Origin of the sequence: Bradyrhizobium liaoningense (assembly GCF_018130785.1) — a bacterium.
Lineage (GTDB): Bacteria > Pseudomonadota > Alphaproteobacteria > Rhizobiales > Xanthobacteraceae > Bradyrhizobium > Bradyrhizobium liaoningense_A.
Map to the genome: position 1 here is coordinate 868,088 of NZ_JAFCJT010000001.1, position 23,387 is coordinate 891,474.

Sequence of the window (23,387 nt, forward strand, 5' to 3'; positions counted from 1 at the left end):
GCATGCACGTGCCGGTCCAGGCCATCGACCGCGAGATCTGGCGCGACGGTGTCGCGTCCGAAGGGGCGCGGCTGATCCCCGAGGAGACGCCGCTGGCGCTAACCTATAATGGCGGCACCTACGCCGTCATGATGGGAACCCCGCAGAACCTCGAGGATTTTGCCGTCGGCTTCAGCCTGGACGAAGGCATCATCAGGTCGGTCGACGACATCAAGTCGCTCGAAGTGGTCCGCCTCGACGACGGCATCGAGCTCAGGATGTGGCTTGCGTCGGAAGATGCCGGACGCATCAGCGAGCGGCGTCGCCACATCGCCGGCCCGACCGGCTGCGGCATTTGCGGCATCGATTCAATTGCCGAAGCCGTGCGGCCTGCGGCCGTCGTGCAGCAGGGACAGACGTTCACGCCTGAGCAGATCATGACGGCGATGCAGGCCATCGCGCCCCTGCAATCGATCAACATACAGACCCGCGCGGTCCACGCGGCCGCGTTCTGGTCGTTGTCAAATGGCATCGTCGCCCTGCGCGAGGATGTCGGCCGCCACAACGCGCTCGACAAGCTCGCCGGTTCGCTGGCGCGCAGCCGGACGAACGCAAGCGGCGGCATGGTCTTGCTGACGAGTCGTGTCTCGGTCGAGATGGTGCAGAAGACGGCCGCCATCGGCGCGCCTGTGCTGGTCGCGGTTTCCGTACCCACCGCGCTCGCGGTGCACACCGCGGAGGCCGCCGGCATCACGCTGATCGCGATTGCCCGCAGCGACGGGTTTGAAGTGTTCACGCACCAGGGCCGCGTCACGGCTCATCGTGCTCAGGAGATTATCGATGTCGTCGCCTGACCGCCTCGTCTACATGGCCAACCAGATCGGCATGTTCTTCAAGAGCCAGGGCCACGACAAGGCCGTGCCTGGAATCGCCGACCATATCAAGAAATTCTGGGATCCCCGGATGAAGCGCGCGATCTTCGCTCATCTCGACGCCGGCGGCGCCGGGCTGGAGCCGAACGTGCTCGAAGCGCTGACGTCACTGAAGCAGACTATTTCCCTTCCAGCTGCGCCGTGAACACGCGCCGCACCTCGCTCTGCGTTTCCTTCACGCGGGCCTCGAGCGAGGAGAAATCCGGCGCATCGCCGGCGCGCGCCATGACGCGCTGAAGGTCGGTGCCGGCAGTGTCGGGCTTGAAGCCATCACTGACGCAGAGCCGCAGGATCTGCGTCAAATCGTGATAGAGCCGCGCCGCGGCGCGCAGGATTTCCGCCTCCGACTGCGGCAACACGCCGAGCTTGGCGGCGTTGTCCAGCACCTGGAGGGTGCTGACATCCAATATCTCCGGCTGGTCGTGGGCGTGCACGAGCTGGAGATATTGCGCAATGAAGTCGATATCGACCATGCCGCCGGCGGCGTATTTGAGATCCCAATGGTCGCTCTCGCCCTTCTCCTGCGCGATGGCGCGCCGCATATCGGCGACGTCGTTGGCAATGATCGCCCGGTCGCGGCGGCGGGTCAGGACATCGCGGATGATGCGCTCGATCCGCTCACGGAATTCATCCGAGGCCGATACCACGCGGGCGCGGGTCAGGGCCATGTGCTCCCAGGTCCAGGCCTCGTTGGCCTGGTAGTCCGCGAATGAGACGAGACTCGACGCGACCGGACCGGCGCGTCCCGACGGGCGCAGCCGCATATCGATCTCGTACAGCACACCGTAATTGGTGCGCGTGGTGAAGGCGCTGATCAGGCGCTGGGTGAAGCGCGCGAAGTAGTGTGCACCCTGAAGCGATTTTGGCCCGTCGGAGTCCGGATTGTCGCTGTCGAAATCGTACAGCAGGATCAGGTCGAGATCGGACGATGCCGTCATCTCGCGGCTGCCGAGCCGGCCCATCGCGATGATCGCGGTCTCCTGATCCTTGATACGGCCGTGTTGGGCGGCGAAGCGCTCGGCGACAAGATCGTGCACGGTATGGACGGTGCCTTCGGCGACATCAGCGAAAGCCGTGCTCGCCTGCTGCGCCGAGACCGTGCCGGAGAGAATGCGCGTGCCGATCAGGAACAGGCTCTCCTGCCCGAACAGGCGGAGACGGTCGAGAAATTCCTCATAGGAGTCGGCGTCGCGCACCGTGGCGGCCAATCGCGCCGACAATTCCTGCTTGTCCGGCATCGCGCCGAAGAATCTCGGATCGATCAGGCCGTCCATGAGCTGCGGCTTCCGCGCCAGCATCTCGCCGAGCCGCGGAGCCGCGCCCAGCACCAGCGCCACGAGCGCGACGAGATCGCGGTTCTGGCCGAGCAGCGTGATCAGCCGGCCGCCAAGCTGGAGTGCCTGGAGGAACTGATCGAACGCCACGACGGCGCGATCCGGCTCCTCGGCACGCGCGAGGCCGTCGATCAGGGCCGGCACGAACTCGACGAAAGCGCTTCGTGTCTGGTCGTTGCGGAACACACGGTAGTCGCCGGTGATCCAGTCGCGCATGGTCTGCGCGAGGGCGGCCGGCTTCTTGAACCCGAGCGTCGTCAAATATTGCAGCAGTCGCGGATCGTCAGGACCTGCGCGATAGTCGAGCGCTGGCAATTTTGCCGTGCCGGTCGGGTCATCGCCCTCGAACAGTTTTTCGTAGTGCCCCTGCACGATCTGGAGCTGCCGCAACAGGTCATGCGCAAAGGCTTCGCGATCCGGATAGCCGAAGAAGTGCGCAAAGCGCTCGACCGCCTCCTTGTCCTCGGGCAGCGCATGGGTCTGCTCGTCGGCGATCATCTGGAGGCGGTGCTCGACGCGGCGCAGGAATTCATACGCCGTGGTCAGTTCGTCACGCGCCGCAGAAGTGATCCAGTTGCTGGAGGCGAGAATATTGAGCGCGGCCAGCGTCGGCCGCACCCGCAGCTCCGGATGACGGCCGCCGGCGATCAGTTGCTGCGTCTGCGCAAAAAACTCGATCTCGCGGATGCCGCCGCGGCCGACCTTGACGTTGTGCCCCTCGACCGCGATCTCGCTCTGGCCGCGATAGGTCTGCATCTGACGCTTCATGTCGTGGACGTCGGCAAGTGCGGCGAAGTCGAGATGCTTGCGCCAGACGAACGGCGCGATCTCCGCGAGCAGCGCCTCGCCCGCCCGCGCATCGCCGGCGCAGGCACGCGCCTTGATCATCGCGGCGCGCTCCCAGGTGCGCCCTTCCCGCTCGTAATAGTTTAGCGCAGCATCTCGCGAGATCGCCACTTGCGTCGAGGACGGATCGGGACGCAGGCGCAGGTCGACGCGGAAGACGTAGCCGTCATAGGTACGCTGCTGGAGAATGCGCGCCATGCCCTGCGTCACCCGGACGAAGAACGGCTGCGGCTCGATGTCGGGCGCGAGCGTCGTGGCATCGGGATCGAAGAACACGATGAGGTCGATGTCGCTGGAATAGTTCAGCTCGCCCGCCCCCATCTTGCCCATCGCGAGCACGATCAGGCCGCAGCCTTCTTCCGGAGCTTCGGGATTGGGCGGCAGGATCTTTCCACGTGCGGCTTCCTGCCGCAGCTGGTACTGGAGCGCCGCCTGCACCGAGGATACCGCGACATCGGTCAGCGCCGCCGTCACCTGCATCACCGGCCAGACGCCGCCGATATCGCACAGCGCGGTGAGAAGCGCGGCTTCCGCCTTCATGCGGCGAAGCACTCGCATCACCTCGGCCTCATCGGCGGCTGCCAGCACCGCGTCCCCCGCCTCCGCGATCAGCGCGGGGAGATGCACATCCGGATCGCATTCGAGCAGCCGGATCAGCCGCGGCGTATCCGCGCGCACCAGATCGAACAGATAGGGCGAGAACTCCGCGATGCCGGCCAGAATATCCCGCGCGAAGGGATGAGCCAGCAGCGCCTCCACACGGGCCAATTGCGCCGGCTCGAGTTCAGCCCGCCAATTTTCAAAACGGCGTTCATCGGTTGTGGAAGCGGCAATATGGGGAGCCTCCGCGAAGCGCGCGGCCAGGCCCTCACCATGCTTGTCCGCGTTTCCCGGCGCGGAGTGGTTCATGCCACCTTCTGTGGCACATCCTGCATTGGCGGAGCAACCCTGTCGCCGGCACGCGCCGGGAGCACCAGCGTGGCGACGAGGCCGGGCTGGGCATCACCCAGCCGCAATTCTCCGCCATGCAATGTCGCGACCGCGGCGGCAAGGCTGAGACCGAGGCCGGAACCCGGCAGCGTGCGGCTGGCCTCAAGCCGCACGAATCGCTCGATGACATGCTTGCGGTCGGCTTCGGGGATACCAGGGCCGCGATCGGTGACGCTGAGCAAAACCTGGTCGCCCTCGCGCTTCGCCTCGATGATGATCTGCCTCGAGTCCATGCTGACCACGGTTCCACCGGTCTGCGCGACCGGCTTGCCGTATTTGATCGCGTTCTCGACCAGGTTGGCGAGCGCCTGGCTGATCAATTCGCGGTTGGCGTGAACCGGCGTCGGTTCGGCCTTGACCTTCAACGTCATGCCGTCGTCCTCGGCCAGCGGCTCGTAGAGCTCGTGAATGCCATTGGCGACATCGGCGGCGTCAAAATCGTCCATGTTGCCGCGCGCCTGCCCGGACTCGGCACGCGCGATCATCAGAAGTGCGTTGAAGGTGCGGATCAGCCCGTCGGATTCTTCGATGGTCCGCTCCAACGCGGCACGGTAATCGGCCTCGCAGCCCGACTTCGCCAGCGCCTCCTCGGCGCGGTTCCGCAGCCGTGTCAGCGGCGTCTTGAGATCGTGGGCGATGTTGTCGGAGACTTCCTTGAGCCCCGCCATCAGGGCCTCGATCCGCTCCAGCATGGCGTTGAGGTTCTCGGCGAGGCGGTCGAGCTCGTCGCCGCTGCGCCCCACCGGCAGGCGTCCGCTGAGGTCACCGGTCATGATGCGCTGCGCGGTGCCCGTCATGGCGTCGATGCGCCTCAATACCCTGCGCGCGACGAAGATGCCGCCGCCGAGGCCGAGCACCACGACAATCAGGACCGACCATTGCGCCGCCTTGGCGACGATGCTGAACAGCCGTCGCCGCTCGGCGAGATCGCGGCCGATCAGCAGCCGGAAGCCGTTTTCCAGCTCGGTGACGCGCACCAGCGCGCGGTGGTCACGGTCATCGGCATCCTCGATGCGGCGGTAGGCGGTCTCGGACCAGCCGCGCGTCGCCATCACGCCCGGCGCCAGCGAGCCGACATTGCCGGCGATCGCCTGCCCGGTCGGCGTGGTCACGAGATAGAGGTTGGCGCCCGGCCGCAGCGCCCGGTACTCGATCGCGAGCACGAGGGCGCGCAAGCCGCGGCGGCCGTAGATCTCGTTGATCTCCGAGGTCTCGGCATTGACCGTCTGCGTGATCTCCTCGGTGATCAGCCGCCGCGTATTCCAGGCGAAATAGCCGAGCAGCGAGGCCGCGAACATCGCGAACAGCAGCAAATAGACCAGCGTCAGCCGGAATGCCGTCGTGCGGACGAGTTTACCGAATGCCGTCACGGATCATGTACCCGGCGCCGCGGATCGTGTGGAGCAGCGGCCGCTCAAAACCCTTGTCGATCTTGGAGCGCAGCCGCGATATGTGAACGTCGATCACGTTGGTCTGCGGATCGAAGTGATAATCCCAGACGTTCTCCAGCAGCATGGTGCGCGTCACCACCTGGCCGGCATGCTTCATGAGGTATTCGAGCAGGCGGAATTCGCGCGGCTGGAGCGTCAGCTCGTCCTTGCCACGGGCGACGCGATGGGACAGCCGGTCGAGCTCGAGATCGCCGACCCGGTAGAGTGTGTCCTCGGCCGGACCGCCGCGGCGCCGCGACAGCACCTCGACCCGGGCCAGCAGCTCGGCAAATGAATAAGGCTTCGGCAGATAGTCGTCGCCACCGGCGCGCAGGCCCTTGATGCGGTCGTCGACCTGCCCGAGCGCGGAGAGAATCAGCACCGGCGTCGAGTCGTCCTTATCGCGCAGCGCGCCGATCAGGGACAGGCCGTCGCGCTTGGGCAGCATGCGGTCGACCACCAGCACGTCGTAGTCGCCGTTCTCGGCCATGGCGAGGCCTTCCTCGCCGTCGGCGGCGTGGTCGGCAATATGTCCGACTTCGCGAAACGCCTTCACGAGATAGTCGGCGGATTCGCGGTCGTCTTCGATGATGAGGAGGCGCATCGTGCGTTCGGCGGCGGTCAAGGAGGTCAACCTTCTCTAAACATGGCGCGAGCGGCAATCGCATGCAAGCCAGGCGAACGAGACTTGGGTCGAGAACTTGGGTCGAGAGAAAGGCGGGCGGTGAAGCTGGGGGGACTTCACCGCCCTAGGCCTTCCGACGGAGGGGGGCGTAATTCCACCGGAAGGTAGACTGGGGGAGCGTGCCTTGCGCTGCTCCCCCGAAGGGCGTCGGCGGCGGGGGCGACTGATGCCGGCGACACCCCTCATCTCGTAGGCCTCCTGAAGGCTTAGCCCTTGGCGATGGGCACGGCGACGAAGCGCGACTGGCCGCCGCTCTTCACGCGCATCAGGACGCTATTCTTGTTGTCGGTCCGCGCCGTGTTGATGGCGTCGCGGACTTCGCCGGCGGTGCTCACGCTCTTGCCGCCGACCTCGAGAATCACGTCGCCTTCCTTGAAGCCGCGTTCGGCCGCGGCGCTCTTCGGATCGACTTCGGTGACCACGACGCCTTCCTTGCCGGCGCCGGCCACAGAGTCGGCGGGCGCGACGGTCATGCCGAGCTTGGGCACGTCGGTGCCACGGCTCGCACCCTTGCCGCTATCCTTGCCGGTGTCGGCCTTGGCCTCGACCGTGTTCGGCAGCTGGCCGAGGGTGAGGTTCACGACCTTGTCCTGGCCCTTGTGCAACACGTTGAGCTTCACGGTCGCGCCGGGCGCCAGGCCGCCGATGGTGCGGGCGAGTTCGCGGGCATCCTTGACGGATTCGCCGTTGACCGACGTGATCACGTCGCCCGACTCAATGCCGGCCTTGGCCGCTGGACCGTTCGCCTGCGGCTCTGCCACCAGCGCGCCTTCGGCCTTCTTCATGCCGAGGCTGTCGGCGATGTCGGACGTCACCGGCTGGATTTGCACGCCGATCCAGCCGCGGCTGACCGAGCCCTTATCCTTCAGTTGCGCCACCACGCTCTTCACGGTGTTGGCGGGAATCGAGAACGCGATGCCGACACTACCGCCGGAGGGCGAGTAGATCGCAGTATTGACGCCCATCACCTCGCCGTTGGTGTCGAAAGCCGGACCGCCGGAATTGCCCTTGTTCACGGGCGCGTCGATCTGGATGAAATCGTCATAGGGGCCGTTGCCGATATCGCGGCCGCTGGCCGAGACGATGCCGGCAGTCACGGTGCCGCCGAGGCCGAAGGGATTGCCGACCGCGAGCACCCAGTCGCCGATCCGCGGCTTGCCGTCGGCAAGCTTGGCGAACGGGAAGTTCGTGCTGCCCTCGACCTTGATCAAGGCCAGGTCGGTGCGCTGGTCGGTGCCGATCACCTTGGCGGTGTAGGTCTTGCCGTCATCGGTGGTGACCTCGACCTTGTCGGCGCCGTCGACCACGTGGTTGTTGGTCACGGCAAAGCCGTCAGCCGAGATGAAGAAGCCGGAGCCCTGGCCCTGCACGACGCGGCCACGGCCGCCACCCTTCAGGCCCGGAACGCCATCCGGACCGCCGAAGCGGCGGAAGAAGCGCTCCATCGGCGAGCCCGGCTGGAACGGCGACTGCGCGTCGTCGCCGTCATCGTTGCTCGCGGTCTTTTCCTTGATGTTGACCTTCACCGAAATCACCGAGGGCTTCACGCGCTCGACGATGTCGGCGAAGCCGATCGGACGCTCGACTTTGCGGACCTCATTGTTGACCTGCGCATGAGCCGGGCTGGAGAACAGGTCGCTCGGCGAGATCGACGGGCCGAAGCCGTGCACGGCAATCCCGAGGCCGGCAACGACCGAGGCCATCAGCGCGATCCTGCGCGCGGAGAAAACCGACCGGCGGGGCTGCCGGTAGGACGGAAGGTTCGTGAGGTCGGGACGGTCGGTCATGCAGGAATCTCCAAGGGCCTAGAATTCTTTTGGTGCCGGATGGCAGCACGTTACGAACCTGAAGATGGGGGCTCCCGCCTTACCGTGCGCTGGCGGCGGGGTTAAACTTTTGTAATGAAGGCCCGCGCCGATGCGGCAGTTTATCGCACGCCGAAAGTGGTGGTCTTACAGGAACTTAATCGAGTTCCCCTGACGAGCACGGAACACACTTTTGGCGAGATCAGCTCGCTCTGACGCTGACGATGAATTCGTCGACTTCCCGCTTCAGGGTTTCGGCCTGCTGCGACAAGTCTACGGCGGAATCCCGCGCTTCGGCCGCCATGCGGCCGGTCTCCGCCGACGTCGAGGATCTGGACGATGTGGTTGGAGACGTCCAGGGTTCCGTGCGCGGCATCCTGCGCGCTGCGGGTGATGTCCTGCGTGGCGTTGCGCTGCTGGGCGGTGTCGACCTCGATGCCCGACATGATCGACGAGATCTCCGACAACGTCCTGGAGATGCCGTCGATCGCGCCGCGCGTTTCCGCCGTGATGCCCTGGATGCTGGCGACGTGCGAGGTGATCTCTTCGGTCGCCTTGCTGGTCTGATGGGCGAGGCTCTTCACCTCGGAGGCGACCACGGCAAACCCCTTGCCGGCCTCCCCAGCGCGCGCCGCCTCGATGGTGGCGTTGAGCGCCAGCAGGTTGGTCTGCGAGGCGATCGCCTGCACGAGCTGCACGACCTCCCCGATCTTGTCGGCGGCGTCCGACAGCGAGTGGATGGTATCGCGGCTCTTCTCGGCCTGCGTCGCCGCGCCCTCGGCGCGCTGGGTCGCATCCGTGACGCGGCGGCCGATCGTGCCGATCGAACTCGTCATCTCCTCGGCCGAGCCCGCGACTGTCTGCACGCTGGTGCTGGCCTGGTTCGCCGCGCTCGCGACCGCATTGGCCTTGGTGCTGGTGTCGTTGGCCGTCCGCGACAGCGTCTCGGCATTGCTCTTCAGGTGCAAGGCCGATGACGCCACGCTGTCGACCACACTGGCGACGAGCTCGTTGAAACTTTTGATCCGGGCGTCCAGGAATTTCGATCGCTCGGCCTGGTGCTGGGCTTCGAGCAGCTGCTGCTCGGTGAGGCGCCGTCGCTCCAGGCCATTCGTCTTGAAGACTTCCAGCGCGCCGGCAAGCAGGCCGATCTCGTTGGTGCCGCCAAGGCCCGGAACAGATGTCTCGAATTTCTGGTCGGCGACCTCGCGCATGGCGTGCACGATCGCCGCCAGGGGACTGAGGATTCCGTTGCGTACCGCGAACCAGGTGGTGAGGCAGATCGCGACGGCGACCACCGCAATCACGCCGCAGGCCATCAGGAAATAAGAGAACGCCGTCTGTGCCTGCAGATAGATCTGCATCGCATGATCACGCGCAGGGCCGCTGAGCGCAGCGAAGTCCGACGACAGGCCGGTGATCTCGTTGTTGAGATAGAGCACCGCGACGAAGCCGGTGCCGCCGCCGATGCCCAGCAGGAACAATAATACAGCGACGACGGCGCCAACCAGGAAGCGGATCGTCAGATTGCTGTTCGTGAACATCGCTGAGGCACTCAAAGTCTGGAATCGAATTTCGCGACAAGCTTCCAGACAAAGGTCAACAGAGCATGAAACAGGCTGCGGCAGACGGCCTACGTATCATTACGTAGGCGCTAGGACGACTTCGCATCATCCGACATCAGGGCTGCGAGACGCGCCTCTTCCTCAGGCGTGAGCGGCGGAGCTGGTACGTCTGCACCGCTTCGCGCGCGCCGACGGATTTGCAGCCACAGCGCCAGGCCGCCGCCAATCAGCAGCAGCGGCGCGAGCAACCACAACAACATGGTCTGCCGCTCGAAGCGCGGCTTGAGCAGCACGAACTCGCCATAGCGCGCGACCAGGAAGTCGAGCACTTGCGAGTTGCTGTCGCCGGCCGCGATCCGTTCGCGCACCAGCAGCCGCAAATCGCGCGCCAGCGGCGCGTCGGAATCGTCGATCGACTGGTTCTGGCAAACCATGCAGCGCAGCTCGCGCGACAGGTCGCGCGCGCGCGATTCCTTCGCAGGGTCCGACATGATCTCATCGGGCTGCACGGCGTGCACTGCAGGCAAAGCCAGCAGCACGAGCGCAACGATCGCCAGCATCATCCGACGCATCAGGTCACTCCGCCGGCTGGAGGCGTTGCTTGGCCCGCGCCGGTTTCGGTGCACCGACCCGCAGGCGCCGGTCGGACAGCGACAGCATGCCGCCGAAAGCCATCAGCACCGGTCCCCACCAGATCAGCAGCACCAGCGGCTTGTGATAGATGCGCACAGCAATGGCGCCCTCGGCAGTCGCATCCCCGAGCGAGACATAGAGCTGGCTCGCGCCGCGGGTCAGCAGCGCGGCCTCGGTCGTCGAGGAGCCGCGCGTCGTAAAGCTGCGCTTGGACGGCGTCATGACGCTGATCTTCTCGCCGTCGCTGCTGACGTTGAACTCGGCGATCATCTCTCGGAAGTTCGGCCCCTGGCGCTGCAACAGGCCGTCGAGCTTGAGATCATAGCCGGCGACGTGCGCAACGTCGTTCTGCTTCATGGTCGCGATGTATTCGCTGTTCCAGGTGGTCTCGCAGACGATCCCGATCAGCGCGACGCCGAGCCCTGCATGGGCGAACGCCGTGCCCCAGGCCGAACGCGGCAGGCCGCGGGCCCGGTGCAGCGTCGTTGCGAACGGCAGGCGGAACAAGCCGGTCCGTTCGGACAGATCCGTCACGGCACCGGCGATGACGAAGACTCCAAGCCCAATGGCCAATGGCGCCAGCGCACTGCCGCCGCGCGTCCAGGCCCAGACAATGGCGATCACAACGAGTGCGGCAACGCCCGCCGCGAGCAGCCGCTGGGTGACCCCGAGCAGATCGCCGCGCTTCCACGCCAGCATCGGCCCGAACGGCACCGCGAGCAGCAGCAGCGTGAACAGTGGCACGAAGGTGAGATTGTAGAAGGGCGCACCGACGGACATCTTGAAATCGGCCAGCACTTCCATCGCCAGCGGATAGAGCGTGCCGAACAGCACGACCGCGCACGCCACGGTAAGCAGCAGGTTGTTCAAGACCAGTGCACCCTCGCGCGAGATCGGCGCAAACAGGCCGCCCTGCTTCAACGAGGTCGCGCGCCCCGCGAACAGCGACAGGCTGCCGCCGATGAACAGGCAAAGGATCAGCAGGATGAACACGCCGCGCGTCGGATCGGTGGCGAAGGCGTGCACGGAGGTGATGACGCCGGAACGCACCAGGAATGTGCCGAGCAGCGACAACGAGAAGGTCAGGATCGACAACAGGATGGTCCAGACCTTCAGCGCGTTGCGCTTCTCCATCACCAGCGCCGAATGCAGCAGCGCAGTGCCGGCAAGCCACGGCATCAGCGAGGCGTTCTCGACCGGGTCCCAGAACCACCAGCCGCCCCAGCCGAGCTCGTAATAGGCCCAGTAGGAACCCATGGAGATGCCAAGCGTCAGGAATATCCAGGCGACCAGCGTCCACGGCCTAACCCAGCGCGCCCATGCCGCGTCGATCCGGCCCTCCATCAGCGCCGCGATGGCGAAGGAGAACGAGATCGAGAAGCCTACATAGCCGAGATAGAGCATCGGCGGATGCACGGCGAGGCCGATGTCCTGAAGCACCGGGTTGAGATCGCGTCCCTCGATCGGCGGATTGACGATGCGCAGGAACGGATTCGAGGTCATCAGGATGAAGAGATAGAAGGCGCTGGCGATCCAGGCCTGCACGGCCAGCACATGCGCGCGCAGCGACAGCGGCAGATTGTTGCCGAAGGCCGCGACCAATCCGCCGAACAGCGCCAGGATCGACACCCACAACAGCATCGAGCCTTCATGGTTTCCCCAGACGCCGGTGATCTTGTAGAGCAGCGGCTTCATCGAATGGGAATTCTCGTAGACGTTGGCGACCGAGAAATCCGAGTCCACGTGAAGCATCACGAGCGCGATGAACGACGCGCCGACGAACAGGAGTTGCGCCAGCGCGGTGGAGCGCGCCACGTTCATCAACGCGGCATCGCGCAAGCGCGCACCGATCAGCGGCACGATGGACTGGATCAACGCCAGGGCGAGCGCCAGCACCAGCGCGTAATGTCCGGATTCCGCGATCACCGCACGGCTCCCTGCGGGTTGCCCTGCGCGGTCGCCGCAGGCTTTGTGTCACCATAAGGCTTCGTGTCACCAGAAGGCTTGGCGCCACCGGAAGCTTGCGCGCCGTAATCGTCCTTCCAGTGCCCCTGCTTCTTCAGGGCGTCGGCGACATCCTTGGGCATGTAGGTCTCGTCGTGCTTGGCCAGCACGGTGTCGGCCTTGAACACGCCATTGGCGTCGAGCGCGCCTTCGGCGACGACGCCCTGCCCTTCCCGGAACAGGTCGGGCAGGATGCCCTTGTAAGCGACCGGCAGCTTGGCGCCGCCGTCGGCAACCTCGAAGGTCACGGCGAGATTATCGCCGCGCTGGAGCGAGCCGGGCTGCACCAGACCGCCGAGACGAAACCGCTTGCCCGGCTCGACGTGCTTCTCGGCGACCATCGTTGGCGTCGAGAAGAACACGATGGAGTCGCGCAGCGCGTTGAGCACGAGCGCGGCCGCAAGCGCGAGCACTGCGAGGGAGCCGCCGATGATGGTCATACGTCGCTGCTTGCGCGTCATGGCGTATCCGTTCTCCGCCCGTCTCGTCCTGAAATCGTCATCCGTCGACCCCGAGCGTCTTGAGGCCTTCGTTGAGCTGTCGCAGCCGCGCGGCATCGTTGGCGACCGCCTGGCGGGCATCGCTCGATGCGCCCACCGCCTTGTCGCGATCGCCCATCACGAGATAGGCGCGCACCAGGCGCAGCCACCCCTCGACGTCGTCGCCATTCTGCTTGAGGCGCGTAGCGAGCCGTTCGACCATGCCGCGAACCATCGCGTTGCGATCGCCCTCGTTCATGTCCTTGGAAGCTGCGACCGTCTCGTCCGACAGCGCCGGCATCGTAGCGCCTCCGCCGCCGACCCGCGCGAGCGAGGTCTGCACGAGAGGACGCCACGGCGCATCCGCCGGCGCTTTCGCCAGCAGCGCGCGCCAGATGTTGGCGGCATCGTCCTTGCGGCCATCCTGCTCGGCGGCAAGACCCAGGAAATAGTTCGCCTTGGGATCGTCGCCGTTGAGCGCATGCGCACGCTCGAATTCGGCCTTCGCCTCGGCGGTCACCACGCCGCTTGCAGCAGCCGCGATCGCTTCGCCGAGATCGGACCTGCGCTCCGCACTCTCGCCATTGTAGGTGAGCGAGTTGCGATAGGCGCGCACCGCATCGTCGAAGCGACCGAGCCGCTCCAGCACCGGCGCAAGCACGTTCCAGCCGCGTCCGTCGGTCGGATTCTTTTCCAGATGTTGCTCGACCTGCACGACGAGGTTCTCGAGCGATTGCGCCATACCGGACCCGGAGCCCCGCTCCCGCTGCGCCAGCGGAAAGTCGCGCAGCATGGGCGAGCCGAGCGGCATGTAGACGCCGACCGCAACCAGCGGCAGGGCGACGAGCGCCAGCACTGCGGCTGCGCGGCGCCATTTAAGGCTCGATTTCGGTTCCGATGCGGGCTCGCTCCCGGCCGCGGCAAGCAGCCTGCGGCTGATCTCGACACGTGCGGCCTCGGCTTCGGGCGCGGCGATCAGCCCTGCGGCGAGATCACGCTCGATCTCGGCGAGCTGGTCCTTGTAGACCGCGACCTCGCTACCCTGATTTTGCGCGCGTCCGCTGCGGCCGAGCGGCAGAAGCACGGCGAAAATCGCCGCGACCGTCATCAGCGCGAACACGAACCATAGCGTCATCTGGCAAGCTTCCGGCAGCGCGCGAACCGCGCCCACAGGTGGCTTTACACCACGGCCGGACGATGCGGCAATTGACAATTGTCAATTCGGCGCGACCGCACACAGTCCCGAAACGGTGCGAATCCAACGGCTTAGCCGATCTCGAAGTCCGCGCTTTGAGCGGCGTCCTCGCCGTGCCCGTTGAAGGCCCTCAGGAAGTATGTTCCCGGCTCGATTGCGTCAGGCAATCTGATGCGCAACACCCCGACGGGAACAGGCGAAGCAACCCTGGTAACGGTCTCCGGCAGCTGCCGGCCGCTTGCCTTCTCGATCAGCACCACCTTCGCACCAACCATCAGCCTTTGATATTTGGCAACAATGACGCGGTTTTCAATTTCGATGGAGCTGATAAGGGGTTTCATGCGCCCACAGATAGAAATTTCAAAAACTTGCACGGCGACCGTAGGGCCCGCCACCGGCATCGTCAACCACAAATTGTGATCACAAAAACATGCGCCTGGATCAGCTCGCGCGCGACGATTTGCGCTCGCCCGTGGCCGCGTTCTCCGCGGCGCGACTCATCAGCGACGCATAATCATCGCCGAACAGCACCTGGCAGAAGCGGATCGCGGCCTGCACCTGCTGCTGCCGATAAGTGCGGACCTTGTGATCGGCGGCACGCAGCGACTGCACCAACTGCTCGGTCGACCGTTCGACATATTGCTGGAGATCGGAATAGGTGCGCAGCGTCACTTCATTGATCGCAAGCTCGCTCGCGTAGTTGCGGCAGGTCGCGACGAAATCGATCAGCGCCACGGTTTCCTCGACCTCGGTGCTGTCGATCCGCGCCCCCGGCGGAATGTCCTTCTCGGGACGCTGGCGCAGGATGCGGCGAACGCGGCCGGGAACGCTGTCGATCTCCGATTGCAGCGCATTGGAGATGTCGGCCCGGATCGAGGTCAGCTGCTTGCCCCAGGCGGAATCGTTGCGCAGATCGAGTTCCGTGCGCAGGCCGCGGACGCCGTCATGCAGCGCCTTGAGATTGTCGGCGACATTGTCGAAATGGCCGCGCTTGATGTCCATGCGCAACGCTGCGGCGACGCAGGACAGGTCATGCAGCGCGATCGTGACGGCGACGCCATAGGGCGTTGCCGCGACGCGGATCTCGTCGTCGGAGGCGGCAATCTTGATGGCGAGGCGGATGATCTGCCAGCGCGCCGTCATCCGCTGCGCGATGATCGACAGCGCGAAGGGCAGCATCTGCGGAGTCTGGAGGGCCGGAATGTTCATTGCTGCCGTTACCGAGGCGATCTGTGGCTCGCCGAAGACGCGCAGGAAGCGCGGCAGCTTCTCGTTCAGCGTCGCGATGGCTTCCCGGACCTGGAGCACCGCTCCGATCGAATAGAGGTCCTCGATCACGTTGGGCGAGCCGACGCGGGCGAGCGCGCGCGTCTTGTCGCCGCCGCCGGGACCCGTCAGTTCGAAGATGGCATCCGCGGCCACCGCCTGGAGCTTCGAGGCGAGGGCTTCGACCTGCCCTGCGCTGTCTGAAGCCGGCATGCGCGCCAGCGCCGCCTCGAATTCGTTCACCTTGTCCGGGGCGCCATCGCGGCCGAGCCATTGCCAGATCGGATGCAGCGAAGAGCGGCGGATCTGGCCGACCCGGACCGGGGCGCCGGCCTCGACCAGGAACGGTTCCAACACCTGGAACAAAAGCCGCGACAGGTCGTCCGTGCGCGGCGGCGGAGCCTCGTCGGCTTCGGTCTTGCGGACGACCTTGCGCAGCTGCTCGAGCACGAGGGTCGCCACGGCCGTGTCCTGGCCGCGCTCGAGCGCGCGCTCGAACTCCCGCATCAGCAGTGCCTGCGACTGCGGCGGGAGCTGCGCGAGATATTCCCTCAGCCGCTCGATCGATGTCTGGCTCATGCGCCCGGGTAATGCACGGTAAAATGGCGGACGTGGGATGCGTCCTGCGCGATCATAGATGGGCCCCACTTAAGAAGCCGTTTAGGAAGTCCCTCCGAAATAGCTCCGGTTTCGTCCGGATCGGTGCCGGCCACATCAAATAGTCATGCGGGAACAAAGGATTATATTCCCGGGAGGACCAGCTCCGCCCGCAGGCCACCGGTCGGGGCGCCGCCGAGCGAGAGGCTGCCGCCATAGAGCGCGGCGAGGTCGGTCACGATGGACAGGCCGAGCCCCGAGCCGGGCTTGGACTCGTCGAGCCGCTGGCCGCGCCGCGAGACCTGGGCGCGCTCGGCCTCCGACAGGCCGCGGCCGTCGTCATCAACGATCATCCGCAGGCGCGGGCCGGCGCCCGCCTGCTGCGGCGCTTCCACCAGAACCTCGATGAAGACCTGCGAGGCCGCCCATTTGCAGGCATTGTCGACGAGATTGCCGACCATCTCCTCCAGATCCTGCCGCTCGCCGCGAAATTTCGCGGACGGATCGGCCTTGGCCTCGACCACGATGCCGCGATCGCGATGGATCTTCTCCATGGTCCGCCGCAGGGCCTCGATGACGGGCGCGACCTCCGTCACGGTCGCGACCACCGAGACGCGTGCCGCGATGCGCGCGCGCTCCAGATGATGGGCGAGCTGGTCTCGCATCACGTCCGCCTGCTCCATCACCTTGGCCGCGAACGGATCGGCGACATGGGTGCCGGCCTCGTTCACGATGACAGAGAGCGGCGTCTTGATCGCATGGGCGAGGTTGCCGACATGGGTGCGCGCGCGCTCGACGATCTCGCGATTGGCATCGATCAGAGCGTTGGTCTCGCGCGCCAATGGCGCGATCTCGACCGGGAATTCACCTTCGAGCCGCTCCGCCCGCCCCGAGCGGATGTCGGCGATGGACTCAGAGATGCGCTTGAGCGGCGCAAGACCGAAGCGGACCTGGAACACCGTGGTCAGCAGCAGCACGATGCCGAGCGCGGTGAAGGTGCCGCCAAGATAGTAGTCGAAGCTGCGCGTCTCGTCGAAAATCTCGGTGTCGTCGCCGGCGACGCTGACCAGATATTTGCCGTCCGCGCCGAGATCGACGGGACGCTCCACCATGCGCAGGTTCTGTCCCTCGGGCCCGTCGACATAGGCCAGGCGAATGCCGGCGGCGGTGAGCTCGGTGCCCTGCTCCTCCAGCTTCGGCAGCTTCTTGTCCCAAAGCGAGCGCGAGGAGCGCACCTCCGGCTTTTCGGTATCGGTCCGCGTGATCTGCCAGTACCAGCCCGACAGCGGCAGCTCGAACAGGGGCTCGCCGAGCGACTGGAACTGACGGTCCGGCGGCTCGTCGGGGGTCGCGACCTCGGCGATGAGGGTGCGCAGATAGAGATTGAGCCGGCGGTCGAAGGCGCGCTCGGTGGCGCTCTTGTAGACCGACGACAGCACCACGCCGGTGATGGCCAGGATCACCACGAGCCACGCCGTCGCCGACAGGAACAGGCGGTTGGCAAGCGAGCTAGCGGGCATCGGAAGGATCCCGGCAGGCGCAGGATGGCGGGGCGTCGGACGTCATGACCGGACCAAGGCCCCTGTTCGGCCTGCCGTCAAGTCCTGACGCCTCAAGCGCCGGGCGGCGGGGTCAGGAGATAGCCGAGGCCGCGGACGGTCTGGATGATGTCGACGTCGAGCTTCTTGCGGATGCGGCCGACGAAGACCTCGATGGTGTTGGAGTCGCGGTCGAAGTCCTGGTCGTAGAGGTGTTCGACCAGCTCGGTGCGGGACACGACGCGCCCCGAATGGTGCATCAGGTAGGCCAGAAGCCGATATTCGTGCGAGGTCATCTTGACCGGATTGCCGGAGACGCTGACCCGTCCGGTCCTGGTGTCGAGCGTGACGGGGCCGCAACTCAATTCGCTCTGGGCATGACCAGTGGAGCGGCGCAGCAGCGCGCGGATGCGCGCCAGCACCTCCTCCAGATGGAACGGCTTTGGAACGTAATCGTCGGCGCCGGCATCGAACCCCTGGACCTTGTCGCTCCAGCGGTCGCGCGCGGTGAGGATCAGGACCGGCATGGTGCGGCCGTTGCGGCGCCAGGCTTCTAGGACCGAGATGCCGTCCTTCTTCGGCAGGCCGATGTCGAGCACAACGGCATCGTAGGGCTCATTATCGCCGAGATAATGCCCCTCCTCGCCGTCGAAGGCGCGATCGACGACGTAGCCGGCGTCCGTCAGCGCCTTGGTGAGCTGGCGATTGAGATCGGGGTCGTCCTCAACAACAAGCAGGCGCACGCTTCTCTCCAGAAATAGGCCGCATGAACACCGCTACAGATGAGCAATTCCGGCGTGAACTGAATATGAACACGGGGAACCGGCCGCGTTACTTTTTGGTCATATAGAGCTTCTCATGCGCCGACGCGACTGCGCCCGCCGGGCCACCGGACGAGCCGGCGGCGTGGCGGGCGCTATGTGCCGCTACGCGGCGTAGTCGGAAGGTCCGAACCCTCCCGTCGACTGGCCGTCAGGTCCGGAAGAACACGAACCAGATGACGGCGAGGATCAGGATCGCGAGCCCGGTCGAGATGGCAAGCAGGGCGGCCACTGACGGCCCAGGCTCGCCCTGACGCGCCTCGGTTGCGGTTTCGATGATCTGATCGTGCTCTCGCGTAGCTGCCATAATGCCCTCGATCTCTGGATGTCGGCTGCAGTGGTCGCGACCTCCTCGCAGCCTGATGTCCCGGGCCAACGCGTGATTGGATGTGATGTTCCGGTTTTTGCCGCTGCATCGGGCTGCAACCAGGCGCCGAGCGGACGGTTAACGCAGTTGCAAGATTCCGCTATCCGCCTTGCTATGATTCGTTGTTCCCCGATGGTATCCTCGTCCTCTGTCCCCGTTGCGTTTGGAGTAGCCCATGGCCCCCCGCGCCAATTGGAAGGGTTTTCTGCGTCTGTCGCTCGTGACCTGCCCGGTCGCGCTGTATCCGGCCACTTCGGATACGGAGAAGGTCTCGTTCAACCAGATCAACCGCAAGACCGGCCACCGGATCAAGTACCTCAAGGTCGACGCCGAGACCGGTGACGAGGTCATCTCCGAGGACATCGTCAAGGGCTACAAGGTCGACACCGACACCTATATCGAGGTCACCAAGGACGAGCTCGACGACATCGCGCTGGACTCCACGCATACGATCGAGATCGACGAGTTCGTGCCGAAGGCCGATATCGACAACCGCTACCTGATCCGCCCCTATTATCTCGTGCCTGACGGCAAGGTCGGCCACGACGCCTACGCGGTGATCCGCGAGACCATCCGCAGCATGGACAAGGTCGCGATCGGCCGCGTCGTGCTGACCAACCGCGAGCACATCATCGCGCTGGAGCCGCTCGAGAGCGGCCTGATGGGCACGCTGCTGCGCTATCCCTACGAGGTCCGCAGCGAGAAGGAATATTTCGACGACATCCAGGACGTGAAGCTGACCAGGGACATGCTCGACCTTGCCAGGCACATCGTCGAGAAGAAGTCCGGCGCGTTCGAGCCCGAGCTGTTCGAGGACCATTACGAGACGGCGCTGATCGATCTCATCAACAAGAAGCGCAGCGGCGCGCCGATCACCGCGAAGGCCGCGCCGAAAACCGGCGGCAACGTCATCAATCTGATGGACGCGCTGAAGAAGAGCATCGCGAACGAGAAGGACACGGCGCCCGCGGCGAAGGTCGCCAAGGAGACCGTCAAGGAGACCGTCAAGGGCAAGAAGCCGAAGAAGCGTGTCGAGGGCCAGCGCGAGATGCTATTGCCGATCGCCGGCAAGGGCGGCAAGACAGCAGCAGCCAAGGAAGCGCCCCCCAAGAGGGCCGACAAGCCGGTGCGCGCGCCTGCGCGGGCGAAGAAGGCCGGGTAGACGCAATCCGCAGCTGCAACCGCGCCGTGATGTCGCTCCTCCTCGATCGGCCGGCCTGACATGCCCTGGTCGACGGCGTTCGACGATCCCGTTCGCGTGGGCAGCAAACGCAAGCTGCTCACGCTTCAAGAGGCGGCCGACTACATCATGCGGCTGCCCGAGGACGCGCAGCACGAAACGCACTGGCAGACCGCGATCGAGACCCTGATCAAGGCAGCCGAGACCGGCGGCGGCTGGGTGATGTTCGCCCGCATCGCGATGTTGCGGGCGCTGAATGCGGACGGACGGCGCGAATGAGCGCCATGGTTGGCATCCCCGGTTAACATCCTTCCCGACCTCGACGAACAGGCTCAACAAACCGTTAAGCGGCGCGCTCATTCCGGCACGGCAGGGTATTCCTACGGGAGACAAAATTAACCGTTGGTTCCCCCTGCGCACAGCATGGTCCCGGTCCCGATCGAGCCAAGGGTTCGCGTGCCCCGTGCAGCAGGACGTCAGAAAGAACTACATCAGCATCGTGAACGACGGGCCCGGGACCGAACAGGCCGCCGGCACGGCGACGCGGTCTCGGCCGGGCACCGTGCAGGATCTGGTCAATCGCCTCACCGCCGTGCTGAAACGCCGTCTCCCCGGCGCGCAGAGCCCCACGATCGCGCCATGAAAGCACGGCCCGCGCGAAGGGCTCGATTTTGAATCCATTTGGATGGATCGATGGAACCTTAATTTAATGAATGCCATCGTATGTGACGGAGGCGCGCTCGCCCCGGGGCTAATTCTTTTGGCGCGCAGAAAAATCTATTCGATCTATTTACGAGTCCGAAAACGACGCGGCCATACATTGGATCGGATGAACAGGAGCTGGCAATGAGTTTGCTTAGGTCTTTCCTTGCCGACGAGACTGGCGCCACCGCCATCGAATACGGCCTGATCGCCGCCGGCATCGCGCTGGCCATCGTGACCGTCGTGAACAACACCGGCAGCCAGCTCCTCAACAACAAGTTCAACTCGATCAGCTCGTCGCTGAAGTAACGGCCGCCTCGTAACGGCAGCCCTGGCCTGACGCGAAGTCCTTGCACGCGCTGACTCCGGCACGGCAGTCCGCGCACGCTCCCTCGCCGATCTCGTCATTGCAAGCGCAGCGAAGCAATCCAGAGTTTCTCCGCGGAGGGATTCTGGATTGCTTCGCTGCGCTTGCAATGACGGAGGATGGGTGACGGAACAGCCCATCCATTCGCGTTTCGAACAGCGGACACATCTCCGCACTCTCGCGGCAGCTTTCGTCCCTTCGAGAAAGCGCGCAGGGAAAGCCAGGCGCCGGCTGGCACCTGAGATCCCATGTACGGATGAAAATGCGCACGGGTGGACCACAGGTAACGCTGGAACCGTGCTTTGACGGCCATGCGAGTCCTGATAGTCTTCGGCATGGCTCGAGCCGTGCCGCCAATCGATCAACCAGAGCTGTTTGAAGGATGCGGATGAGAAGCGTGACGCTTTTGGCTCTCAGCCTCATGTTTGTCGGCACCTGGTCCCACGACGGCGCGAGAGGACAGACTTCGGTCGCGCCGCCGGTTTCGCTTGCTCCGCCCCAGGCATCGCCGCCACGCGCGAGCGCCAAAAATTCCAGAATTCCGCCGGCGGCGTCCGGGAGGCAGGCTCCACCCATGATCGGCGGCCCTCCGCCGGTGCCGAATCCCGCCGCCGACTACGATGGCTTCAGCGTCGGCACCGTCGACGACAACGACACTTCAAGTCAGGTGGCGCCGCCTGTGAGGTCTCGCGCGGCAAAGGGCTCCAAGTCCGATTTGGATACAAAGACCAATCTGGATACGAAAGGCCCCGCGGCTCAGCAATTGATCGATCAGGAAGACGAAGCGTTGAAACGAAAGCTGACGATCTGCAAAAACTGCAAATAGGGAGTTTGTCACCCGTTGGCCGGACCGATCGGCGACGGCGGGCAAGCTCGTTACCCGGACGGAGCGCAGCGAAATCCGGGCCAGGCAGCTCGCTGCATGGCTGACCTACCGCGACTGTCACCCGCCCGCGCTTTACCGCCCGGACATTTCCTGATCCTCTCTTCTCAACCAGCCGGATCAACCGGCCTGCCCCAGGGAGACGCCATGAAGCTCGGGACCGCGATTGCGGAAATCATGAAGCGCGAGGGGATCGAGATCCTCTGCGGCTATCCGGTCAATCATCTGATCGAGCATGCGGCCAAGGCCGAGATCCGTCCCGTGATGGTGCGGCAGGAGCGCGTCGGCGTGCACATGGCGGATGCGATCTCACGCGTGACGTCGGGGCGTACGATCGGCGCGTTCTGCATGCAGCACGGGCCCGGCGCGGAGAACGCGATGGGCGGCGTCGCGCAATGCTACGGCGAGTCCGTTCCGGTGCTGGTGCTGCCGATGGGCTATCAGCGCCGGCTTGCGCATATCGAGCCGAACTTCAATTCCAGTGAGGCGATGAAGCCGTTCGCGAAATCGTCCGAGCCGATCATCCTCGCCGCGGAAGTCGCCAACATTTTTCGTCGTGCCTTCACCAAGCTCAAGAACGGCCGCGGCGGTCCCGTCATCGTCGAGATCCCCGCCGACATGTGGAACGAGGAGGTGCCGGAGCCGCTCAACTACACGCCGGTGCTGCGCACGCGCTACGGCGCCGATCCTGTTCATGTGAAGGAGGCAGCGGGCCTGCTCGTCAACGCGAAGCGCCCCGTGCTCTATGCCGGCCAGGGCGTGCACTACGCGCAGGCGTGGCCGCAACTGAAGCGGCTCGCCGAGCGGCTCGCCATTCCCGTCACCACCAGTCTCGGCGGCAAGTCGTCGTTCCCGGAGACGCATCCGCTGTCGCTCGGCTCGGGCGGCCTCGCGGTGCCGCGCGCTGTGCCAAAATTCCTGGCTGAGGCCGACGTCATCTTCGGCATCGGCTGCTCCTTCACGGAGACCAATTTCGGCATCGCGATGCCGAAGGGAAAGACCATCATCCACTCAACGCTCGATCCGAACCATCTCAACAAGGATGTTGAGGCCAAGATGGGCCTCGTCGGCGACGCCGGCCTCGTGCTCGACGCACTGCTGGAGGAGATCGGCAAGACCGTCACGGCGGATCGCGACGCATCAGCGGTCGCGGCCGAGATCGCCACTTCGCACAAGGAGTGGCTGGCGAAATGGATGCCGAAACTCACCAGCAACGACGCGCCGCTCAACCCCTATCGCGTGCTCTGGGACCTCCAGCACACCGTCGACGTCAGCAACACCATCATCACGCATGATGCCGGCAGCCCGCGTGACCAGCTCTCACCGTTCTGGAAATCGGTCGAGCCCCTCACCTATCTCGGCTGGGGCAAGACGACGCAGCTCGGCTACGGCCTTGGGCTCGCGATGGGCGCAAAACTCGCAAGGCCCGACAAGCTCTGCATCAATGTCTGGGGCGACGCCGCGATCGGCTTCACGGGCATGGATTTCGAGACCGCGGTGCGCGAGCGCATCCCGATCATGTCGATCCTGCTCAACAATTTCTCGATGGCGATCGAACTGAAGGTGATGCCGGTTTCGACCGAGAAATATCGCTCGACCGACATTTCCGGCGACTACGCCGCGATGGCGCGCGCCTTCGGCGGCTATGGCGAGCGGGTGACCAAGCCTGAGGACATCATCCCCGCGATCAAGCGCGGCATCCAGAAGACGCAGGAAGGCGTGCCGGTGCTGCTGGAGTTCATCACCAGCAAGGAGACCGAGGTGTCGCGGCCGGGCACGTGAGGCGGTC

General features: G+C 65.2%; 21 protein-coding genes and 1 pseudogene. 8 read left to right on the top strand and 14 right to left on the bottom strand.

Going from position 1 to position 23,387, the window contains the following annotated elements; all coding sequences use genetic code 11:
- Positions 1 to 2 precede the first annotated feature (2 nt).
- Positions 3 to 833 (top strand): formate dehydrogenase accessory sulfurtransferase FdhD, encoded by an 831-nt coding sequence (gene fdhD / locus JQ627_RS03815; RefSeq protein WP_212482803.1) that lies wholly within the window; start codon positions 3 to 5, stop codon positions 831 to 833.
- Positions 820 to 1,056 carry a formate dehydrogenase subunit delta gene (locus JQ627_RS03820; RefSeq protein ID WP_212482804.1) on the top strand — a complete coding sequence of 79 codons (237 nt, stop codon included), beginning with the start codon at positions 820 to 822 and terminating at the stop codon, positions 1,054 to 1,056. The genes fdhD and JQ627_RS03820 overlap by 14 nt, the downstream gene beginning before the upstream one ends.
- Here JQ627_RS03820 and JQ627_RS03825 read toward each other — a convergent pair.
- From JQ627_RS03825 to JQ627_RS03890, 14 genes and pseudogenes are all read right to left on the bottom strand, one after another.
- Positions 1,031 to 4,000, bottom strand: a complete 2,970-nt coding sequence (locus JQ627_RS03825) for a bifunctional [glutamine synthetase] adenylyltransferase/[glutamine synthetase]-adenylyl-L-tyrosine phosphorylase (protein WP_212482805.1) — start codon at positions 3,998 to 4,000, stop codon at positions 1,031 to 1,033. The genes JQ627_RS03820 and JQ627_RS03825 overlap by 26 nt on opposite strands.
- Positions 3,997 to 5,451, bottom strand: coding sequence for an ATP-binding protein (locus JQ627_RS03830; protein WP_212482806.1), 1,455 nt, complete (start codon positions 5,449 to 5,451; stop codon positions 3,997 to 3,999). Before JQ627_RS03830 ends, JQ627_RS03825 begins: the two co-directional genes overlap by 4 nt.
- On the bottom strand, positions 5,435 to 6,115 hold the full coding sequence (locus JQ627_RS03835) for a response regulator transcription factor (RefSeq protein WP_038944287.1): 681 nt from the start codon (positions 6,113 to 6,115) through the stop codon (positions 5,435 to 5,437). The genes JQ627_RS03830 and JQ627_RS03835 overlap by 17 nt, the downstream gene beginning before the upstream one ends.
- Before the next feature lie 287 nt (positions 6,116 to 6,402).
- Complete coding sequence (locus tag JQ627_RS03840; RefSeq protein WP_212482807.1) at positions 6,403 to 7,983, bottom strand: Do family serine endopeptidase; 1,581 nt, start codon at positions 7,981 to 7,983, stop codon at positions 6,403 to 6,405.
- A 220-nt stretch (positions 7,984 to 8,203) separates the two neighbouring features.
- A pseudogene (locus JQ627_RS03845) lies at positions 8,204 to 9,545 on the bottom strand (methyl-accepting chemotaxis protein).
- Positions 9,546 to 9,655: 110 nt separating this feature from the next.
- Positions 9,656 to 10,138, bottom strand: coding sequence for a cytochrome c-type biogenesis protein (locus tag JQ627_RS03850; protein ID WP_212482808.1), 483 nt, complete (start codon positions 10,136 to 10,138; stop codon positions 9,656 to 9,658).
- A 4-nt stretch (positions 10,139 to 10,142) separates the two neighbouring features.
- The gene (locus tag JQ627_RS03855; RefSeq protein ID WP_212482809.1) at positions 10,143 to 12,125 is read right to left on the bottom strand and encodes a heme lyase CcmF/NrfE family subunit; all 1,983 of its coding nucleotides are present in this window, start codon (positions 12,123 to 12,125) and stop codon (positions 10,143 to 10,145) included.
- The gene (gene ccmE, locus JQ627_RS03860) at positions 12,122 to 12,664 is read right to left on the bottom strand and encodes a cytochrome c maturation protein CcmE (protein ID WP_212482810.1); all 543 of its coding nucleotides are present in this window, start codon (positions 12,662 to 12,664) and stop codon (positions 12,122 to 12,124) included. The genes JQ627_RS03855 and ccmE overlap by 4 nt, the downstream gene beginning before the upstream one ends.
- A gap of 37 nt (positions 12,665 to 12,701) precedes the next feature.
- Positions 12,702 to 13,817, bottom strand: a complete 1,116-nt coding sequence (gene ccmI, locus JQ627_RS03865; RefSeq protein ID WP_212482811.1) for a c-type cytochrome biogenesis protein CcmI — start codon at positions 13,815 to 13,817, stop codon at positions 12,702 to 12,704.
- Between the two features lie 131 nt (positions 13,818 to 13,948).
- Complete coding sequence (locus JQ627_RS03870; RefSeq protein ID WP_212483160.1) at positions 13,949 to 14,218, bottom strand: hypothetical protein; 270 nt, start codon at positions 14,216 to 14,218, stop codon at positions 13,949 to 13,951.
- 100 nt (positions 14,219 to 14,318) lie between these two features.
- Positions 14,319 to 15,722: a hypothetical protein gene (locus JQ627_RS03875; RefSeq protein WP_212482812.1), complete on the bottom strand. Its 1,404-nt coding sequence runs from the start codon at positions 15,720 to 15,722 to the stop codon at positions 14,319 to 14,321.
- A gap of 161 nt (positions 15,723 to 15,883) precedes the next feature.
- A complete protein-coding gene (locus JQ627_RS03880) occupies positions 15,884 to 17,260 on the bottom strand; it encodes a sensor histidine kinase (RefSeq protein ID WP_212482813.1) in 1,377 nt (458 codons plus the stop codon).
- A 92-nt stretch (positions 17,261 to 17,352) separates the two neighbouring features.
- On the bottom strand, positions 17,353 to 18,021 hold the full coding sequence (locus tag JQ627_RS03885) for a response regulator transcription factor (protein ID WP_212482814.1): 669 nt from the start codon (positions 18,019 to 18,021) through the stop codon (positions 17,353 to 17,355).
- A gap of 229 nt (positions 18,022 to 18,250) precedes the next feature.
- Entirely contained in the window at positions 18,251 to 18,406 is a 156-nt protein-coding gene (locus JQ627_RS03890; RefSeq protein WP_212482815.1) for a hypothetical protein, read from the bottom strand.
- Between the two features lie 235 nt (positions 18,407 to 18,641).
- Between JQ627_RS03890 and JQ627_RS03895 the strand changes: the two genes are divergently transcribed.
- The 6 genes from JQ627_RS03895 to JQ627_RS03920 all read left to right on the top strand — a co-directional run bounded on the left by JQ627_RS03895 (position 18,642) and on the right by JQ627_RS03920 (position 23,380).
- A complete protein-coding gene (locus tag JQ627_RS03895) occupies positions 18,642 to 19,628 on the top strand; it encodes a Ku protein (protein ID WP_212482816.1) in 987 nt (328 codons plus the stop codon).
- A gap of 60 nt (positions 19,629 to 19,688) precedes the next feature.
- A complete protein-coding gene (locus JQ627_RS03900; protein WP_212482817.1) occupies positions 19,689 to 19,925 on the top strand; it encodes a hypothetical protein in 237 nt (78 codons plus the stop codon).
- A gap of 184 nt (positions 19,926 to 20,109) precedes the next feature.
- Positions 20,110 to 20,289, top strand: a complete 180-nt coding sequence (locus tag JQ627_RS03905) for a hypothetical protein (RefSeq protein WP_212482818.1) — start codon at positions 20,110 to 20,112, stop codon at positions 20,287 to 20,289.
- A gap of 203 nt (positions 20,290 to 20,492) precedes the next feature.
- Entirely contained in the window at positions 20,493 to 20,657 is a 165-nt protein-coding gene (locus JQ627_RS03910; protein ID WP_091890949.1) for a Flp family type IVb pilin, read from the top strand.
- Between the two features lie 446 nt (positions 20,658 to 21,103).
- Complete coding sequence (locus JQ627_RS03915) at positions 21,104 to 21,541, top strand: hypothetical protein (RefSeq protein ID WP_212482819.1); 438 nt, start codon at positions 21,104 to 21,106, stop codon at positions 21,539 to 21,541.
- 204 nt (positions 21,542 to 21,745) lie between these two features.
- On the top strand, positions 21,746 to 23,380 hold the full coding sequence (locus JQ627_RS03920) for a thiamine pyrophosphate-requiring protein (protein WP_212482820.1): 1,635 nt from the start codon (positions 21,746 to 21,748) through the stop codon (positions 23,378 to 23,380).
- Positions 23,381 to 23,387: the final 7 nt, after the last annotated feature.

Coding starts and splice junctions, on each gene's coding strand:
- fdhD (WP_212482803.1), top strand. CDS start 3: ATGCACGTGCCGGTCCAGGCCATCGACCGCGAGATCTGGCGCGACGGT.
- JQ627_RS03820 (WP_212482804.1), top strand. CDS start 820: ATGTCGTCGCCTGACCGCCTCGTCTACATGGCCAACCAGATCGGCATG.
- JQ627_RS03825 (WP_212482805.1), bottom strand. CDS start 4,000: ATGAACCACTCCGCGCCGGGAAACGCGGACAAGCATGGTGAGGGCCTG.
- JQ627_RS03835 (WP_038944287.1), bottom strand. CDS start 6,115: ATGCGCCTCCTCATCATCGAAGACGACCGCGAATCCGCCGACTATCTC.
- JQ627_RS03840 (WP_212482807.1), bottom strand. CDS start 7,983: ATGACCGACCGTCCCGACCTCACGAACCTTCCGTCCTACCGGCAGCCC.
- JQ627_RS03850 (WP_212482808.1), bottom strand. CDS start 10,138: ATGCGTCGGATGATGCTGGCGATCGTTGCGCTCGTGCTGCTGGCTTTG.
- ccmE (WP_212482810.1), bottom strand. CDS start 12,664: ATGACGCGCAAGCAGCGACGTATGACCATCATCGGCGGCTCCCTCGCA.
- ccmI (WP_212482811.1), bottom strand. CDS start 13,817: ATGACGCTATGGTTCGTGTTCGCGCTGATGACGGTCGCGGCGATTTTC.
- JQ627_RS03870 (WP_212483160.1), bottom strand. CDS start 14,218: ATGAAACCCCTTATCAGCTCCATCGAAATTGAAAACCGCGTCATTGTT.
- JQ627_RS03875 (WP_212482812.1), bottom strand. CDS start 15,722: ATGAGCCAGACATCGATCGAGCGGCTGAGGGAATATCTCGCGCAGCTC.
- JQ627_RS03880 (WP_212482813.1), bottom strand. CDS start 17,260: ATGCCCGCTAGCTCGCTTGCCAACCGCCTGTTCCTGTCGGCGACGGCG.
- JQ627_RS03890 (WP_212482815.1), bottom strand. CDS start 18,406: ATGGCAGCTACGCGAGAGCACGATCAGATCATCGAAACCGCAACCGAG.
- JQ627_RS03895 (WP_212482816.1), top strand. CDS start 18,642: ATGGCCCCCCGCGCCAATTGGAAGGGTTTTCTGCGTCTGTCGCTCGTG.
- JQ627_RS03900 (WP_212482817.1), top strand. CDS start 19,689: ATGCCCTGGTCGACGGCGTTCGACGATCCCGTTCGCGTGGGCAGCAAA.
- JQ627_RS03910 (WP_091890949.1), top strand. CDS start 20,493: ATGAGTTTGCTTAGGTCTTTCCTTGCCGACGAGACTGGCGCCACCGCC.
- JQ627_RS03915 (WP_212482819.1), top strand. CDS start 21,104: ATGAGAAGCGTGACGCTTTTGGCTCTCAGCCTCATGTTTGTCGGCACC.
- JQ627_RS03920 (WP_212482820.1), top strand. CDS start 21,746: ATGAAGCTCGGGACCGCGATTGCGGAAATCATGAAGCGCGAGGGGATC.